Genomic DNA, 16324 nt, shown 5'->3' with positions numbered 1-16324 from the left:
CTCCTATTTCCAACGGCCAATTACGTGGTAATGGGCCCAAATCCAGTTTGATGTCGTGCGATATGTATACAAGGTCATTTGTGACGAACTATCGGGTTCAAATGAAACGTGTTCTTGAACATCCGGTGCAGTCGTATTTACTGAAGTGATTACCGTATACTTTGTATCGGTAAATGAGATTGGAAAACGTACAACTGCTGATCCTCGATTTTTTGCTTGGATATCGATTCTTACCCGGCCCCATACTTCTAAACGACCGCTTTGATGTTTAACATAACCACTTTCTCCGTTAAGTTTTTCTTCCTCAACTGATAATACCGTACGCCATCTACCGTAGTTCCAAACACCATTACCATCCGTCATCATAGAGCGTTGGTATTCAACACCATTTAAATCAAGATAGCTTTGCATCACATACATCCAGGGTGCATTTTTATTTGGATACTGCCCTGCTCTTAATGTGCGAACTCTAAAAATTCCTGCATAAGGACACGGTGCGTTGTATGACTTGGATGCATTTGCATTCGAACTGATGAGATAGTCTCCATCGTTATAGTAGTCGTTGAAATTTATCACACCGACACCGATTGGATATCGTCTTCGACCTGTTTCTGTATCGAGAACTTGAATTTTTTCTTTTTGATAAATATTTCCCTTAACACGCAACAAGTCTTTGTCGGATTCATTCACAACCATCCCAATTCCAACACTTGTTTCATTCCAACTCATCGTGACATTTGATGTTGGAATAAACAGCGGATAGGTTACTGTTTTTAAGCCATCAAATAGTTCAACGGTTAAAGCATATTGTTCGTGCACTAAAAAACCACTCAACAATCGGTCAAGTGATCCATTTTGGGTATATGTGTTTTCAGCTTGTGAAACACTGTTTTTAAGGATACGCACACGCAGTTTATTGTAACCAAGTTGAGTAAACTTCAATGCACCTTTAATATGAATGTAGGTCCCCAGTGTTGCAGGATTCCCAACCGAATCAGTACGGGTTTGCGATAAATTCTGAACACTTGGATAAGTATAAGGTTTTACATCATACAGATACTCAAAGCTTGCCTTACGGTTTCGCTTGGTTTCAACCGTTATGATTGCTTTCTGCTTTAATCCTGATTTCAACAGAACACCGGTAACACCACTGGTATTTGAATAGTTTTTCCCTTCGATTTGAATCGAAGTTGATTTAACGCTCGTTCCTATTGGTGCATTCGGTTTATAAGCATAACGGATTTGCGAATTGTGTTGCAGGAATCCATTTTTCACTAGGGCGTTTGCTTCACTGAGTTGAAATCCTGATACCGTAATTTTATTATCCGCTTCTTTAATATTGACGGTTATCGTATAGACGTTATAGCCAATACGATTGCCACTTGCGTTAAGGGTCGTAAGCCATAGATACATCTTGCGACTTGACACAGTTGGCATTCGATTGAGTAAACTATTTTTTTGACTTTCTGTAACATTAAACGTCACAAGTCCTGCGCCAATATTTTTTTGCTGCAACCAATAATCGGTACTGCTATCACTGTTTTCATACATTACATAAACGTTATGTCTAAATGAACTGTGTTTTGCTTCAATACGAAGCGACAGGACATCTCCAATGGAGTATACACTCGGATAGGATGATAAACTCGATTTTCGTGGAACTGTTTTTAAAACAACACTACCTTGAGCTCTTACTGATCCATTCCCTAATGGATTGACTAATGAAACCGAAATATCATAATAGACCGTCTTGGTTCCATTGTCATTGTGACCAACATTACGCCAACTCCAAGAATCTAATACAATGTAATCTGTATTTCTAAAATCATAGGCAAAGGAACTTGAATACGACTCACCATAAATCGTTTGGTTAAGACTTGAGTTTGCGTCCGCATTCCATCGCGAACCGGTTGAACGCAAGCCAATTTCCCAACGCATCGGTGTGAAGTTCGATTCAATACTTTGATTCCCGACTTCATACCAAACCTCAAGATAAACACCACCTGAATTTGGTATTTCTCGATTTTCTTTTCTCACCCATGCCATTACTGCATCTCTCCTTCTACCGGTTTAATAATCGTAATGGTTTTTGATTGAGGGTATTTCATAATAATATGATTTCCAACAATAATATCCATTAAGGCAATAACACTGGTAATCCGTAATTTTTGATTATCCATAACCGCAACCGCTACACCATTTTCAATAAACTCAATGACATTATGGCCAATATGAACGGAAACATGGTTTCCACTTTTTCCAATGATGGCGCCATTTTCATCGATACGAAACCAAGACTTCATCTCATCTAAGCCATCGATGACTTTTACTATTTCAAAGTTGTACTGATTTTCAAGCTGTTGAAATACACTTCGAGTTTCTTCTAAAATTTTGTCACCCATTTCAATGCGCGAACTAATTTCACTCTCTATCCTTTCAGCAGTCTGTGTGATTTTAGTTTGATTGTCTTCAACGAGGTCAGATAAATAATCATTCTGATCTTGTATCTTCCCTGTTTCTCGAGCAAGTGAAGTAATTTTTTTATTCACTCTATCTACATCGATACTCATATTCAACAAGTCTTGGCGCTCCCCTGACAATTCATACTTCGTCACAGTTTCAGGCAATTGTGGACACTTCAACGTTCCTTTCATTCCACCACCAATCCATGACCATGAAATATCAGTTAAAACAACTCGATATAAGTAACCATCTAAGTCTTCGTACCCAAGAACATCACATGAATCATAATCAGGTCTCATGATTAAATTACTTTCAAACTTATGATAAATAAATCCTGATATTTTGGAGAACATTTCATCAACATAATTTTGTTGCGTTGCTTTATCCATGAAATCAATAAATACATTATCTGTAATTTTCAATTCTGCTAATCCATGCGTTGTAATACTTACTTCATCTTTTTTAAAAATTGGATCATTAATATCTTTTTGTTCATATACTAATGAGTTGAAAGGTTTAACGGCCTTGTCTATTTTTAAGTCATTATAGTCAAAGCCTGTTATTACTTCACTAATTGAATTATTAATAAAGACACTTCTAAACTCTAATTCACCACGTCGATTAATATGTGCTGAGCAAAAATTGAAGCGCGCAAATTCATTGATGAGTTGTCGATAAGAAATAATTTCTTTTTCGTTTACATTGATACCCTGAATCGGCTTAAGATAATACAATATTTTCGATGTACATTCAATATTCAAATTTACACCGACAGCTTTACATACTGCAGTTAAAAATACTTCTCCTGTCATTGGCCATTCTAGGTGTTCATACCGCTTGTCGAAACAAATAGCTTTATCATAAGCTGTTATCGCATATTTTTTCTTTACCTCATCAAATTCAACGTCTTCTTTATCTGCATAAAACTTACCAATTGGGACTTTAGTCTCGTCTCCTTTAAATTGAATGAATGGTTCAATTTCCGCACCTATCAATTCACCTGCATATGCATCCCTATCAATTTGTAGGACAATGTATTTTGCAGCGAAACCACCAATAAAAGTTTCTCTTGGTTCCTTGAATTCTAAACTAATGATGTCAATTTCAATACCATTGATTTGTACAATTGGAATCGGTGTACGTGTTTGCGCATTTGCAAGTTTTTTATAGGCCTCAGATGTTTGCCACATCAAATCACCTCAGTTCCCGTAAACTTAATGTTTAGTGGTCTGTGTAAATCTTGACTTATTCTCACAACTTCTAAGTCTGAATGATAAAACGTAGTCTTCATGCGCTTTCCCTCGAACACATTATAAAATTCCATTTCTACAACAAAGGGTGAAAGTGCATCTGCAATCTTCTTGTATTCAGTTTCTGGAAGTGATGGGAGCGTGAACTCTACGCTCCATACATCTCCTAATTGATCAATGCGCATCGTCTTTGCAGTTCGTTCAGCAAACGCATTGTATTTAATTTTTTTAACAGAGAACGTATCTCTCAATGGAGAAGGAAAAGTGTATCCTTCTATAACAATCCTCAAATCATTTTTACTAGCCATGATACACCTCCTATCCGACTCCTAATGCTTTTAATTGCTTTAGCTCTGCTTTTTTAAGCTGTTGATTCAGTTTGACTGAATCCATATAGATATCTGTATCTTTTTCATAGATACGACGTAAGTGAATATTCATTTCCATAAGGATTTGAATGATTTCAAGGCGTTCTTGTACATTCTCACGATAGGGAGCTCCTTGTTTTGCAGGTACAACAGACTCACCTTTATGGAGTAACGCATACCCAGTCTCCGGTACATAGTTTGTACCTTTTTCATATGCTGGAAGTTTTGGAATTTGTGGTACTGGCAATGGATTGTAATCCCAAAAACCACTAAATGGTTTAGCACCCAATATCAATATATTCTTGATACCATTGAGGATGCCATTTATCGAGTTGAATGGTAGTGCAATTATTTTGTTAATTCCACCAATCAGTGCATTGACGATCGCAGAGAACGCATTGACAATACCTGCTTTAATTCCGTCAAAAACCTTACCACCCGTGTTAAAGACCTTGAGGATAAAATCCCAAGTATTACCCCAAATCTTACCGATAGCCGTTGTTATAGAATCAAAGATTTTAACAACGCCATTCCATGCCATTTTCCAATCACCAGTAAAAACACCACGAATAAAGGTAATTAATCCTATGAACACTCCAACAATGCCTTCTACACTTGCTCCAATGTTTTTAAAGACTGTTCCAACAAGACGACCAATTGTAGCCATCGAAAACGAGAATGTTTTCATAACTATGTCTAAAACGTTAGAAAGAACCGGTCCAAAGGTTTTTATAAACCAATCTACGTAATCTTTCAGAACATCATTCCAAAAGTCTAAGAGTGCGCTTGAGATAGAACGAACAAACTCAACCCAACCATCCCATAATGGTTGAACACCATCCGTCCAAATCATCATTAGAGCCTCTTTAAACGACGTAAAAACAGGTCCAATTACTGTGTCGTAGAATAAGGATAATGTTTCTTTAAGCCCTTCCCACGCCGCTGTAACTTTGTTTCTAAACTCTTCATTCGTCATCCAAAGTTGAGTTAAAGCCCCAGCGACTGCAGCAACAACCGCAACAATCCCCGCAATAATAAGCGTTGCCGGTCCTATTGCTGTTACCAGCAAGTCCAATGTCCCTTTGACCAAACCCATTTCTCCTGTCCAAAGTTTAAATAGTCCAACGACTTTAGAAGCTACTTCGGCAACTTTTTGAAATTTACCATATAGTGCAATTAATCCTAGTGTACCCAGTCCTGCACTTACTGCAGCAAGCGTAGAAACAATTGGAACTTTATGCTTCTCTACAAAAGCACCAATTCCTTTTACAAACCCAAGAAGTTGTTCCACTTTCTCATTTACTTTATCAATACTATCCGCTTGCTCATCCCAATCGAATTCAAGTCCTGACAAGTCAACCGCTCCTCCACCAATATTTGGCACACTTGCGCCACCACCATAACCGCCTGAATCACCCGAATCTCCAACGTCTTGTTTCATTACGTGAAGATCACCATCAAAATCCGCAAGTGAACTCATTTCTTTATTAAGTTTCTTGGCAGCCTTAGTAGCTTTATTGATACCGCCTGTAGCATTTCCTGCTTGGTTACTTAAACCACCCATAGAGCTTGTTGCACTTTGTACATTGCTTCCAAGTGTCTTTGATTGTTTAATTGTCTTTCCAAACAGTTTAGCAACCCACGCAACCGCCATTTGTACTACTTTAATAAATGCTAAGATATATGGAATCGTTGCATTGATTGCATTTGTAATTGCATTAAAAAAGCCAGCAATATTTGCCTGGCCAATTGTATTGATAACATCTGCAATTCCACGAGTAATTGCAGTTTTCAAATTTGCAATAGAGGTTGCAATTCCCCCAGTAGAATTTCGAGCTTGTGCTTCAAAGCTTTGAAAACCATTAATTCCTTGTTTGTTTAATTGAATCATTGCAAGCATAAACTCATTCATCGAAACACTACCGTTACGAAGACTTTCTCCAAGTTGATCAGCACTAGCATATCCCATGGCCATCGCAACTTGTTTTAATTGAGCGGGCATTGCAGACATCGCTGCACGCCATTCTTGCATATCAGGTTTCCCTTTTGTATAGGCTTGCGATAATTGCTCTAAGGCGGTTTTTTGTAGCTCAATAGGCGCTCCACCCGCTAGAATAGCATTATTCATTGCTAAAAACATTTCAGTTGATGCTTTAATGTTTCCGTTCGCACTCGTAAATCGTTGAACAGAAAGTGCTGCATCATTAAGTGTTGTTGGCAAACCTTTAAGCTTGTTACTTAATCGGTCAATTGCCATTTTTGAATCACTTGCACTGATACCAAGATTACTCATCGTTCGTGGGAAGTTATTCATTGTATCAACACGCGCTATGGCACCATCGAGTCCATTAGTGATACTTTGAATAAGTTTACCAATTCCAAGTGCTAAGATAGCAGTTTTCATGAATCGAAAACCACTCACGACACCTCGCGACGTTTTCGCGGATTTGCGTTCTAAACCTTGTAAAGTGTTATTCGTACGAGAAATCTCTTTACGTAATTCATTTGTATTTGCAGTAATTAAAATCTGTAATTCTTCAATGGTCATTGTACAATGTCACCTCCTAACATAATTGTGTTTCGACGTGCCATTTTTTCCATCTCAAAATCACTCATTCTATCTGAATTCGTGTTTGCTTGAGATAAAAATGAATCCTTTGGATAACTTCCTGGATCATGAATTGCAAGAACAATGTATTGACCTAATAAATGATTAAGTCTATCGTCATACATCATTCGTTCTGATTCTTTCTTATTGAAAATATCAACATGCTTTTGAAACTGTTTTGGGTTCAAACTCCAATAATAATTTAAGTCTAAGCCTATCTCAATCGCACTTGATTCATTCTCACGCCAATGGTCGCCGAAACGATAAGAGATTATTTGTTCAATTCTCTGTCTACTGCTTTCGCAAACTCTTGAACTTTCGATTCCTTCAACGCTCTCATCTTCTCTACTGAGAGACCCCGCGATAAAAAACCGTCAGCAACCAGCTGTTCTGTAATATCGAGAACTAAATCGTCCATATCATTTTCTTCTTCAAGATAAGCGTCAATGCTCTTGAGTGCCAATGAACGAGACATCCCAACCTTTCCTTCCTCTGAAACTGATGCAAGTTCTACGAATGTTGCAATATTACTGATCGTTGTATTAGTCAATGCATTACCGATTGATTCTCCAGTACGTTTTTCAATTGAATCAACTGTTGAAGCATTGAATTTGAATAAAATTTTAGTCATACTTACCTCTTTCTATTAAACAGATTTTTTAAATGTTGGTGCACCAGACACACGTAAGTTTGCAGTAAAACTTGATACATCATCGAGACCTTTTGCGCCATCTTTTAAAGATTTTACGAATGCTTTAAAAGACCAAACTGCACCACTTGGGTATTTAACTTCCCAATCACGAACTTCTCGAGAGTTCGCAAGAGCCAATAATTTTTCAAAGGTTTCTTGATTGAATAGATATCCTTCAACAGAAACTTCGCCTCCATCTTTAGATCCTGCAATATATTCCTTGAAGTCTCCTTCGCTATCATGTGTTGTTACATCAATCTCTTCAGACTCTAATCCAATTTCTCCAATATTCGTTAAATCACCGATAGCCAAGTCTGCTTGTTCACTACCTGATTTCTTTAAGAGTAATTTTGTACCAATTGTACGTTTGGTTTCTTTTTCCATATTTACCACCTCTCTACTTTCTTCTATTTCGTTAATTATTCTAGTTCTTCTCCACACGATTACACTTTCCTTTCAAAAGTAAGATTTTGTCGGTAATATTCAGCATCAGGAATACTCCGATTGCTAACATTTATCCAATCATATTCAAATAATTTTTCAATTAACTGGAGCTCGAGTGCACTTCGTTCTTCAGAAGTTTCTGTGAAAATTTCTACACGAGCATATTGCTTAAAATACGCAATGTTATTGAGGGAATAAGCAGCAGTATAATCCAAATCAAAAATTAAGCAAGGAAATGAAGTGTTTTCATCTGGATAGTCTTGAAATACATTTTGACAAACTGTACATAGACATTCATAGAATTCTTTTCTCATTTTATTAGTTCCTTTCTAATTTGCTTAGATATTGCCGTGCCTACTGATTTTCCTACTGTACCACTGTATCGTTTGGCTGCCGGTGACATAAACTGTTGCGCTTTCTGACCTCGAATTAAGACAAACGTTTCTTCGCCAACCGTGTAAGTTATTAGGTTGTACCGCTTGTAGTCAGGAAAATCCTTAATATTAACAAACCATGGCGTTTCTCGATATTGAAGTACAACGCCTTTAGGCACAATACTTGCTGATCCTTTACCTTTTGGACCCGTGCCAAACTCTACAAAAAGTGCATGGTCATTTTTGGTATAAACCCGACCGACGATTTCGTCACCCTCGACTCTTACTTCTTTTTTGATTGAATTTACTAAATCACCTGCTGCTGATGGAGCATTGAGCTTTGCATCCTTTTGGATAGCCAAAGTCTTTCGAGTAATTTCTTTTTTACTTTCTTGAAGAACAAGTTGATGCGTACGTGATAGCTTTTTGGTTAATTTATCAAGATTTTTAATCACTGACATAAAATCATCAAATGGGAATCATAGTGAAATACTTCTACAACTTCCATTTCCTCTCCTTTGAAATAAAGTCGCCATCCTTTTTCAACATGTTCACTGACTCCACATGTAACGACATATTTCGCATCGATATCAATACCATACGTCTCTTTTATCAGTTTATGAGATGTTGGCTGTATATTACATTGAATACTTCCTAAAGCTACCTTTTCGCCTTTTTTAGATCTACCACCTTCACTTGAACCAATTTTTTCGTATTTATAAAACTCAACTGACTTATCGTAGAAATACTTGCGCATCAAACTATTCATTTTTGAAGGGATGTACACCTATGACACCTACCTTTCGAAAGCGATTTAAGATAGCAGTGTGTGATGCAAATAAATCTACATCTTTTTGTGACATCATCGACTGAAAAACTTTATTACTGAATGATATGGATTGCCCATTATCTGAAATTGAAGAAATTGTATCGTCGTCGTTTTTACGATTCATTTTTGCTTGCTCAATAATCATTTCAGCGATCGTCGATGACAAAATAAAAGGTATATCTGATCTATTGAGATATACCTTTATTCGATTTAAAATCATGTCAATTTGAACGTCAGTAATCGTGATATTTGGTTCCAAGACTTGAAGGTATTTCTTTATTTCTTGGACCATTTCCATCATTATCTAACCTCTTAAATTAAACAGATCCTGATGGATTTGCTTTTACAGTTTTTAAGAGTGCTACAAGTTCTTCTTTCTTAGTTTTTTGCCCGTAGTCAACTCCTAAAAGTTCTGCTAGTTGTTTAAGCTCAGGAACTGTCATTTCTTCAAGTGATTTCTTTGCTGCAAGAGCATCCCCTTCAACTGCTTTTTTCTCAGGTTTCTCAATAGTTACTTCAATAACACCATTGGTAATTTCGGCAAACAATTTAATTCCGTTGAATAGCGTTGAACTTGTAGTAGCATTAACTGTATTTGCCTCTTTTACAAGACCAATTAATCCTAATTCATCTGTAACCACTGGTTTACCTTCAAAGACTTTTTTAGCCTCACCATTCACATCAATATACATTAGATTGATATTATCAACCGCAGTTGCATAAACCTTTCCACGAGGTACAGACGCATTTGTCATTACAATTCCAGCTCCTGTGAAATCTTTTAAAAGTGTTAATCCAAAACCAACGGATTCACCATTAGCAATTGCAGCTTCACCAAGGTATTCTCCTGCATCTTCCGGATTAATAAATTGAACAATTTGGAACTCACCATAATCCTCAAATAATGCATTAATTTTACCCCATGCCTTACCAAACGCACCTTGTAGAGAATCTGCTTTTAGTTTTGTTGGTGCAGTTGCTAAGAAATCGAAGAAATCAGTACGGATGTTCTTTTGCATTAAACCAAGAACTTGATTATCTGATTTATTAACGGCAGCGTCATAACCCACACGTTGTACTTCTTCCATCGTTACTGCTTTACGGTATTTACGGAAATCAACAGTATACTCTTTGTCTTTTTCACGTTTAACGTGAGTTAGTGGAATATCTTCACCTTCTCCAACAATACCTTTTGCAGCATCACCTGTTGGCTTTGTCAAAATAAATTTATATGTTTGAATCTTATTTCCTTGTTTCAAAGGAAGTGGACGTGTAACACCTAAGGCTTCTGAAAGTTTGATTAAAGAAGCACTAAAGCGCTCCACAAAGTCAATATCCTGTGCAACACCCATATTAGGGGTTTTCACTAAGTTATCTTCTGCGAACAATTGAATGTCCAATGGAAACTTCATCTTTTGTTTCATTTTTCTATCCTCCATAATTAAATAATTCTGGGTGAAGTGCAATTTGTCGTAATCGCTCTTCACTATCTTTAATATCCATGATTTCTTTCTTAGTTAGTGTCTTAGTTTTAGGGCGTGTAGGAACTCCAGGTTTCGTTACAACTAGTTTTATTTGTTCCTCTACCTGCTTATTGATGATTTCTGTCAAAGCATCAATTTTAGCGACTGAATCGTCTAAATCTTTCCCTAAAACAAAACTAAGTAAATCTGGATTAAGTCCACGCTTTACAAGTACCTCACCAACATCAAAACGCAAAATCTTTTCATCTAAATCTTTTTGTTTTTGTGCTACAGCTTGATCCGCAAGCTTACGGGCTTCTTCTTTACGTTCTTCTTCTGTTAATGCTGCAAGACGTTTCTGCTCGGCAATTGCTGCTTCAACCGCATCTTTTAATGCCTTGCTATGTTTTTCATCACGTGTTTTAACTGCTGCAGTAACAGCACGGTCAATATCTGCTTGCGTGAATACTTTCGGCTTTTCTGCTCCACTTAAGTTCTCATTACCTTCTTGTGTATCATTAGGTGCCTCATCACCAAACAATTGAATGTTTAGTGGGAATTTAATTAAATCTTTCATTTTTACCTCCTGCCCTTTAAGTTTTCTACCTTAAAGTTCTTTCTTCAAATTAAGCACTTTATAGCGTCATACTCAGGACAAATAAAAAGACGCATCATGAGCGTCTAAATTATTTTTCTACTGCTTTCCTACACATCCTTTCATTAAAAAAGACGGGGTTACCGTCTTAGTTGATATTATAGTTATTCTTCCATTGTTCAAATTCTTTTTTCAAGTCATCGAACTCTGTAGATGTTGGGTCACTTTCACTATTCCAACGCGCTATCATAAACGCATTAGTGTTGCGACCCGTTTCACTTAAAAACTTTTCAGAAAGCTCGCGATTCTTTTTAGCTTCTGTAAAAACTTTTATCTTCTTGTCTTTATCAGACAATGATCCGTGCTTTGACATGTGTGTAACCCTCCTTTTCCTTTATTGATTCAACATTAATTCGTGTATTATGTGGTAATAAAAATTCTTGTTCACTACCATATTCGGCTAAATTTGAGATGTATAACCCTTTTGTTCCTTTGGGTGCTAAAAACTCCATATAAACTTTCTTAGGTTGTTTATGCATAAATAGCATTGAAATATTGGGATTAATGGTCGTTGATGTGAATCCTTTTAATTGAACTTCTCCAAGACCCTCTATTCCCATCTGTTCGATAGTCACACCACTTACTCCGCGTCTTAATAACGCATCTTCTTTTAACTCATGACGATTTAGTGCATTGTTAAGTTTTCTCGCGTTAATTTTGAAGATATCTGGTGCAAACTCAAACTCACCTCTTAGATATCTATTCAAATCTTGATAGAGATCCCTTGAGTAAGACTGAATAAGTGATATTTCATCCAGTTCAAGAGATTGAACTAAATCAATATCCCTCATCTGATGAGTCTCTGCAAAGGTGTTTCTATCATACTTTGATGTGATTCTATCTCTATCTATATTATACTTCGACTCTGCTTTTTCTTCAATATCGCTTAGCCAGTCCTCATAGGATTTTGTTGTCTTTTCTCGCAATCCAGTAATCGGATTTTTATAGACGCGATAGTCATCTATAAAATCTAAGTCCGGCACAGTTGTACTTCTGCAATTAGGATGCATGGGCGGATAATTAAGACCTGCCTGGGCATCATTAACTGCAAATCGTTGATTGTCCAAACCAGAGCATATCGCACTCGTACGACTGTCACGTGTTGCGATGTAGATATAATGTTCAATGCCTGCATCCTGATACGATTTTAGCTCTGATTGGTTCTCAAAGTAATTCATTTCTGTTCTTACTAGAACTTCAGCACGATACCGCGCAACATCGTATCTTTCTTTTAGATCATTAATAATGTCATTTCTCGAGGCCCCTGAAATCAAGGACGAATTAATAAGTTTATTCACATCATTGCTTAGTTTCCCTGTATTATCCCAAATTCGCTTTGAATAGTTTTTACTCGATACCCAACGTTGAGTTAACAATGAGTTTTTAGCACTTTCATTTAAATGCTTTGTCTGTCCAGTTAAATCACGCGTCATTGATAAGTATGTACGTTCAATTGTATTCTTATAGCCAAGCGTACTGAGTGATTTTTCATGTGACGCAATAATTCTCCGCTCATTTTCCAATTGTAGCTTTATACTCTCTTGGTCTGTTAAGCGTTTAAGATAATTACTACGAAGCCAAGTCATATTGGCATTCGTATTTGCACCATTTTTAATTAAATCCTGCTGCAAGTCTTCAAGCAGTTTTTGTTTATCATGCTCGGATAACAACGCCTTTAACTGGTCAGCAGGCATTTGAATCGATTGCGAATAGTTTTTGATAATATTATCAATTCTCTTCTCTACACGTTGTAAAGAATCATTGTAGACATCCATAATTTGAGCAATTGTTTCGTTTGAAATTCGCTCCGAATAAGCAAGTCGTTCATCCTGTCTTTTAAGCCAATAATTATAGCGCTTCTTCGTCTTCATCTTGACCTACACCTAAATCGCCAAAGTTAGGAATTGCATATTTTTTACGAGCCTCTTCTTCATCTGCATCCATAGCATCAAGTATTTCTTGAGCATCTTTGATATCAGGAAGCCAACTAATGAGCGTTGCTCTATCAACCTTGCCCCACAATAAACCAATAATTTGAGCAATTTCAAGCTTGTTTTGAGGTAGGTTATGTTTAAAGATTACATCCATGTTTGATGCATCTACATCAGCATCCATGCGTTTTAAAGCCTTCAAAACATTTGCATAAATCTCAAATCGTTCATCTAGCCCTATTGACATAAATGTCTTTTTGTTATCGATATTTTGGATAAATGGAATAAGCTTTAATTCAAGCGCAACACCTGATGCATTACCAGCAAACTTTTCATCAGACAAGTTCGGAGTCATCGTAACGGTATAAATATCATCTACTATTGATTTCTTTAAAACCTCAATTGAATCCTCATCCATGGCTTTAATAAGATATTCTGCCTTTGAGCCTTCTGGAAACATGATAACGCGATTTGTTTTAATTGAATCCATATCTTCGTCATCAACGTTTGCCCCATAAATGGCCAAAATAGCAGCAACAAGTTGTTCCTTATCATTGATACGATCAGACTGCAATACATTGAGTGCATCATTAAGACTAATCGCTTGCTCAAAGTCACCTTGTTTTTCGTCGTTATTAAAATACTCAATCATCGGAATACGACCAAATAAATGCGGTGTGGAACGCTCTATATCAAGGATAATTCTGCCTTTCTTATCCACGAGATAAATGTTAATTTCTGAATCATCAACAATCGTCCATTCTTCAGTCTTTGCCTCATCATCTTCACTCCAAAATACACCATAAAGCTTATTTCTCTCTATGCTGTTATCATACTTAATAAATGAATAATTTGGATCTAATAGCGTTGAAATAATACTTATTTCTCCATCAACTTCTTTTGCATAGATATATTCATAAGACTTCCCGTAGATTCCTACTTTCTTTCCATTGGCCAAATCAAGACGTTCGATAGTTTGCTTATTGTATTCCTCTAAAATAGGTGAAATGTCAACATCTTCATCTGCTTGATACTGTACGGGTTGATTGAATAGTGCACCTGCATTAATATCGACAATTCGCTTACAATGATTAACAACAATTCGGTAATTGGATAAATCAGGATCTTTAAGTCTATCTAAAATACGATGTCTTCCCTTATAGTAATCAAGTTTAAGATTTAACTGTGACGCTTCTTCTTTTTTTCGTTTCTTAATGTATTCAATTCGTTCACGTGTTAATTCCATTAGAATAATCCTCTCCTTGTTTTTACTTTCTTCTTATTTAAATAAATTCTATGTAAAGCCTGTGTAAGTGCATCGACTTGGTCATCATTTGCGCCATTCGGGAACGCTAGCAGTTCTGCAATTAGGTCATTGACCCATGGTTGTTCATCAGGATGCGGGAACCAAACATTCCCTGCTTCCATAAAAGGCGTGATTGCATTCGCTCTGGCTATCTTTGATTCCTTTGGATTGATATCAACAATACCAGTTATGTCGTCTTTTAATGAGTCAATGACAGCAGCCCCATTTGCTTTTTTCTCTACAAGCTTCGTCTTTGCTTCAGGAAAACGATTCGTTACCGTACGGATTGCTTTAACTGTTTCCGTAAAAGATGCTCTATCACGCCATTGGTACTCCAAATATGCGTTGATACCTTTCTCGCCCCAAACTTGGCCAACAACGTAGTCTGATGTTTTCTTGCCTTCAAATGCCAAATCCCATGACTGTATCTTATTGGACACTTCAATCTCTTCATTTCTCCGATAAAAGCGGAACCAACTTTCTTTAAATATTTCACCATCACTTGGTACCGGTTTTTGTTGATACAAAGCACTCCAAACACGAGAACCAACTTCTAATTTCTTTGCTTCAATCCAAGCTTTATCGTAACCACGTTCTGGCCATAATGGCTCACCAACCCCACGTCCTAAAATATCATCCACCTCGGCCTCGCAAGGAATGATAATTGTCTCCCAATCTTTTCTAATAAAACGATTGGCTAGGTCATCTTGATGCCACATCGTCATGATCAGGATTACATTTGCTCCAGGATGAAGACGCGTTGAAAATGTTGCCTCCCACTCATTCCATACTTTATTACGATATGTTTCAGATAAAGCTTCTGCCATGTTTTTAATCGGGTCATCAATAATTAGCAGGTCAGCTCCTTTACCAGTTACACCACCAAGCATCCCTGCACTAATTAAACCACCTATCTTATTGTCCATTTCCCATTCATTTTCTGTTGCTTTTTCTTTACTTAATCCCAAATTAAAAAGAGTCCTTCCGAACTCTTCGATTTTTTGTCTATTACGTCTACTAAAACCATCTGCAAGGGTAGAAGCGTATGCAGCTAAGATGACACGTTTCTCTGGATGCTTACATAAATAAAAACTTGGAAACGTTTCAGTGATTGTCATCGACTTACTGTGTCGTGGTGGCATTGCAATAACAATTCTTTGATTCGTTTGATAAATAAGTTTCTCTAACCGTTCACAGATAAGACGTGTATGTTTGGCATGCTGATAATTCCCGCGATGCGTATATGATACATAATCTGCATAGTGTCTTCTTGCAAGTTCTTGTCTTGCGCCATCAGCAATCTTTGTTTGCAATCTTTCTCAACTCCTCAGTCGTTAAATTCGCAAACGGATTGTTAATCTCACCACTATGCTCATATGAGTGTTTATCACGCCAATGTTCAGGATCAAAATTCTTTAATGCGAAAATGAGTGACGTTGGGTCTGGCGGATAATATACCTCTTCCGTATACCGAACCACATCGCCATCTTTTGTTACCTTGGCCCGTTTCACTTCTTCAGTAAACCCTAGCGCTCGTTTAACAAGTGCATTCTCGATTTCAGATACCAAGACTTCCTTGCCACGTTCTATTGCTTCACGTATCTCAGGATACTTGTTCATCCAGGCATACAACGTTTTCGGAGCGATACCTATGTTCGCTGCGATTTGTTCGTTTGAAATCTTACGAGCCCAACTTTCAAGAAGCAGTAGATTTTTAGGTTCAAGCCATTTTACGTATTTACCTCTCTTATTTGACATAGATATCACCTCCCATTAAGTTTAAAAAATAGATAAAAAAGAAGACAATTTGTCCTCTTCCATTAGCTTGTCATAGTTTTCTAATATCTCATCAATTAATTCTATCGCTATGAATTATCTCTATAAACTTGCGACTAAAAATCTCAAATATCTATAGTATAAACTATCGAAATCTCTCGATTCT

18 protein-coding genes are annotated in these 16324 nt (G+C 36.9%); all 18 read right to left on the bottom strand.

Annotation, left to right across the window (positions count from 1 at the left end; translation table 11 throughout):
- Window positions 1-3 precede the first annotated feature (3 nt).
- Window positions 4-2046, bottom strand: coding sequence for a gp53-like domain-containing protein (locus tag EPJ90_RS03630; RefSeq protein WP_200542661.1), 2043 nt, complete (start codon window positions 2044-2046; stop codon window positions 4-6).
- The gene (locus EPJ90_RS03625) at window positions 2046-3653 is read right to left on the bottom strand and encodes a hypothetical protein (protein ID WP_200542660.1); all 1608 of its coding nucleotides are present in this window, start codon (window positions 3651-3653) and stop codon (window positions 2046-2048) included. Before EPJ90_RS03625 ends, EPJ90_RS03630 begins: the two co-directional genes overlap by 1 nt.
- Window positions 3653-4021 (bottom strand): hypothetical protein, encoded by a 369-nt coding sequence (locus tag EPJ90_RS03620; protein WP_200542659.1) that lies wholly within the window; start codon window positions 4019-4021, stop codon window positions 3653-3655. Before EPJ90_RS03620 ends, EPJ90_RS03625 begins: the two co-directional genes overlap by 1 nt.
- Window positions 4022-4031: 10 nt before the next feature.
- The gene (locus tag EPJ90_RS03615) at window positions 4032-6629 is read right to left on the bottom strand and encodes a tape measure protein (RefSeq protein ID WP_200542658.1); all 2598 of its coding nucleotides are present in this window, start codon (window positions 6627-6629) and stop codon (window positions 4032-4034) included.
- The gene (locus EPJ90_RS03610; RefSeq protein WP_200542656.1) at window positions 6626-6877 is read right to left on the bottom strand and encodes a hypothetical protein; all 252 of its coding nucleotides are present in this window, start codon (window positions 6875-6877) and stop codon (window positions 6626-6628) included. The genes EPJ90_RS03615 and EPJ90_RS03610 overlap by 4 nt, the downstream gene beginning before the upstream one ends.
- 83 nt (window positions 6878-6960) lie before the next feature.
- On the bottom strand, window positions 6961-7320 hold the full coding sequence (locus EPJ90_RS03605; protein ID WP_013852806.1) for a hypothetical protein: 360 nt from the start codon (window positions 7318-7320) through the stop codon (window positions 6961-6963).
- 15 nt (window positions 7321-7335) lie between these two features.
- Window positions 7336-7764, bottom strand: coding sequence for a phage tail tube protein (locus tag EPJ90_RS03600; RefSeq protein WP_123245229.1), 429 nt, complete (start codon window positions 7762-7764; stop codon window positions 7336-7338).
- Between the two features lie 59 nt (window positions 7765-7823).
- Complete coding sequence (locus EPJ90_RS03595) at window positions 7824-8138, bottom strand: hypothetical protein (RefSeq protein ID WP_013852804.1); 315 nt, start codon at window positions 8136-8138, stop codon at window positions 7824-7826.
- On the bottom strand, window positions 8135-8659 hold the full coding sequence (locus EPJ90_RS03590) for an HK97-gp10 family putative phage morphogenesis protein (RefSeq protein ID WP_200542649.1): 525 nt from the start codon (window positions 8657-8659) through the stop codon (window positions 8135-8137). The genes EPJ90_RS03595 and EPJ90_RS03590 overlap by 4 nt, the downstream gene beginning before the upstream one ends.
- Window positions 8650-8967 carry a hypothetical protein gene (locus EPJ90_RS03585; protein WP_200542647.1) on the bottom strand — a complete coding sequence of 106 codons (318 nt, stop codon included), beginning with the start codon at window positions 8965-8967 and terminating at the stop codon, window positions 8650-8652. The genes EPJ90_RS03590 and EPJ90_RS03585 overlap by 10 nt, the downstream gene beginning before the upstream one ends.
- Window positions 8960-9328 carry a hypothetical protein gene (locus EPJ90_RS03580; protein WP_200542646.1) on the bottom strand — a complete coding sequence of 123 codons (369 nt, stop codon included), beginning with the start codon at window positions 9326-9328 and terminating at the stop codon, window positions 8960-8962. The genes EPJ90_RS03585 and EPJ90_RS03580 overlap by 8 nt, the downstream gene beginning before the upstream one ends.
- 16 nt (window positions 9329-9344) lie before the next feature.
- On the bottom strand, window positions 9345-10451 hold the full coding sequence (locus tag EPJ90_RS03575; protein ID WP_200542644.1) for a Rho termination factor N-terminal domain-containing protein: 1107 nt from the start codon (window positions 10449-10451) through the stop codon (window positions 9345-9347).
- 4 nt (window positions 10452-10455) lie between these two features.
- Window positions 10456-11067 (bottom strand): capsid assembly scaffolding protein Gp46 family protein, encoded by a 612-nt coding sequence (locus tag EPJ90_RS03570; protein ID WP_200542642.1) that lies wholly within the window; start codon window positions 11065-11067, stop codon window positions 10456-10458.
- 166 nt (window positions 11068-11233) lie between these two features.
- Window positions 11234-11458, bottom strand: coding sequence for a hypothetical protein (locus EPJ90_RS03565; protein WP_200542640.1), 225 nt, complete (start codon window positions 11456-11458; stop codon window positions 11234-11236).
- Entirely contained in the window at window positions 11433-13016 is a 1584-nt protein-coding gene (locus tag EPJ90_RS03560; protein ID WP_200542638.1) for a minor capsid protein, read from the bottom strand. The genes EPJ90_RS03565 and EPJ90_RS03560 overlap by 26 nt, the downstream gene beginning before the upstream one ends.
- Window positions 12994-14322, bottom strand: coding sequence for a phage portal protein (locus tag EPJ90_RS03555; protein WP_200542631.1), 1329 nt, complete (start codon window positions 14320-14322; stop codon window positions 12994-12996). Before EPJ90_RS03555 ends, EPJ90_RS03560 begins: the two co-directional genes overlap by 23 nt.
- Complete coding sequence (gene terL / locus EPJ90_RS03550; protein ID WP_200542627.1) at window positions 14322-15695, bottom strand: phage terminase large subunit; 1374 nt, start codon at window positions 15693-15695, stop codon at window positions 14322-14324. The genes EPJ90_RS03555 and terL overlap by 1 nt, the downstream gene beginning before the upstream one ends.
- Complete coding sequence (locus tag EPJ90_RS03545) at window positions 15676-16140, bottom strand: hypothetical protein (protein WP_200542623.1); 465 nt, start codon at window positions 16138-16140, stop codon at window positions 15676-15678. The genes terL and EPJ90_RS03545 overlap by 20 nt, the downstream gene beginning before the upstream one ends.
- Window positions 16141-16324 lie beyond the last annotated feature (184 nt).

The sequence above is a fragment of the Erysipelothrix sp. strain 2 (EsS2-7-Brazil) genome (assembly GCF_016617655.1).
GTDB classification, from domain to species: Bacteria; Bacillota_I; Bacilli_A; order Erysipelotrichales; family Erysipelotrichaceae; genus Erysipelothrix; species Erysipelothrix piscisicarius.
Note: the sequence above shows the minus strand (reverse complement) of the source record. Positions and strands in the feature narration are given on the sequence as shown.

Excerpts from the sequence above, each read along its gene's own strand:
- EPJ90_RS03630 (WP_200542661.1), bottom strand. The coding sequence starts at position 2,046 with ATGGCATGGGTGAGAAAAGAAAATCGAGAAATACCAAATTCAGGTGGT.
- EPJ90_RS03625 (WP_200542660.1), bottom strand. The coding sequence starts at position 3,653 with ATGTGGCAAACATCTGAGGCCTATAAAAAACTTGCAAATGCGCAAACA.
- EPJ90_RS03620 (WP_200542659.1), bottom strand. The coding sequence starts at position 4,021 with ATGGCTAGTAAAAATGATTTGAGGATTGTTATAGAAGGATACACTTTT.
- EPJ90_RS03615 (WP_200542658.1), bottom strand. The coding sequence starts at position 6,629 with ATGACCATTGAAGAATTACAGATTTTAATTACTGCAAATACAAATGAA.
- EPJ90_RS03605 (WP_013852806.1), bottom strand. The coding sequence starts at position 7,320 with ATGACTAAAATTTTATTCAAATTCAATGCTTCAACAGTTGATTCAATT.
- EPJ90_RS03600 (WP_123245229.1), bottom strand. The coding sequence starts at position 7,764 with ATGGAAAAAGAAACCAAACGTACAATTGGTACAAAATTACTCTTAAAG.
- EPJ90_RS03595 (WP_013852804.1), bottom strand. The coding sequence starts at position 8,138 with ATGAGAAAAGAATTCTATGAATGTCTATGTACAGTTTGTCAAAATGTA.
- EPJ90_RS03590 (WP_200542649.1), bottom strand. The coding sequence starts at position 8,659 with ATGTCAGTGATTAAAAATCTTGATAAATTAACCAAAAAGCTATCACGT.
- EPJ90_RS03585 (WP_200542647.1), bottom strand. The coding sequence starts at position 8,967 with ATGAATAGTTTGATGCGCAAGTATTTCTACGATAAGTCAGTTGAGTTT.
- EPJ90_RS03580 (WP_200542646.1), bottom strand. The coding sequence starts at position 9,328 with ATGATGGAAATGGTCCAAGAAATAAAGAAATACCTTCAAGTCTTGGAA.
- EPJ90_RS03575 (WP_200542644.1), bottom strand. The coding sequence starts at position 10,451 with ATGAAACAAAAGATGAAGTTTCCATTGGACATTCAATTGTTCGCAGAA.
- EPJ90_RS03570 (WP_200542642.1), bottom strand. The coding sequence starts at position 11,067 with ATGAAAGATTTAATTAAATTCCCACTAAACATTCAATTGTTTGGTGAT.
- EPJ90_RS03565 (WP_200542640.1), bottom strand. The coding sequence starts at position 11,458 with ATGTCAAAGCACGGATCATTGTCTGATAAAGACAAGAAGATAAAAGTT.
- EPJ90_RS03560 (WP_200542638.1), bottom strand. The coding sequence starts at position 13,016 with ATGAAGACGAAGAAGCGCTATAATTATTGGCTTAAAAGACAGGATGAA.
- EPJ90_RS03555 (WP_200542631.1), bottom strand. The coding sequence starts at position 14,322 with ATGGAATTAACACGTGAACGAATTGAATACATTAAGAAACGAAAAAAA.
- EPJ90_RS03545 (WP_200542623.1), bottom strand. The coding sequence starts at position 16,140 with ATGTCAAATAAGAGAGGTAAATACGTAAAATGGCTTGAACCTAAAAAT.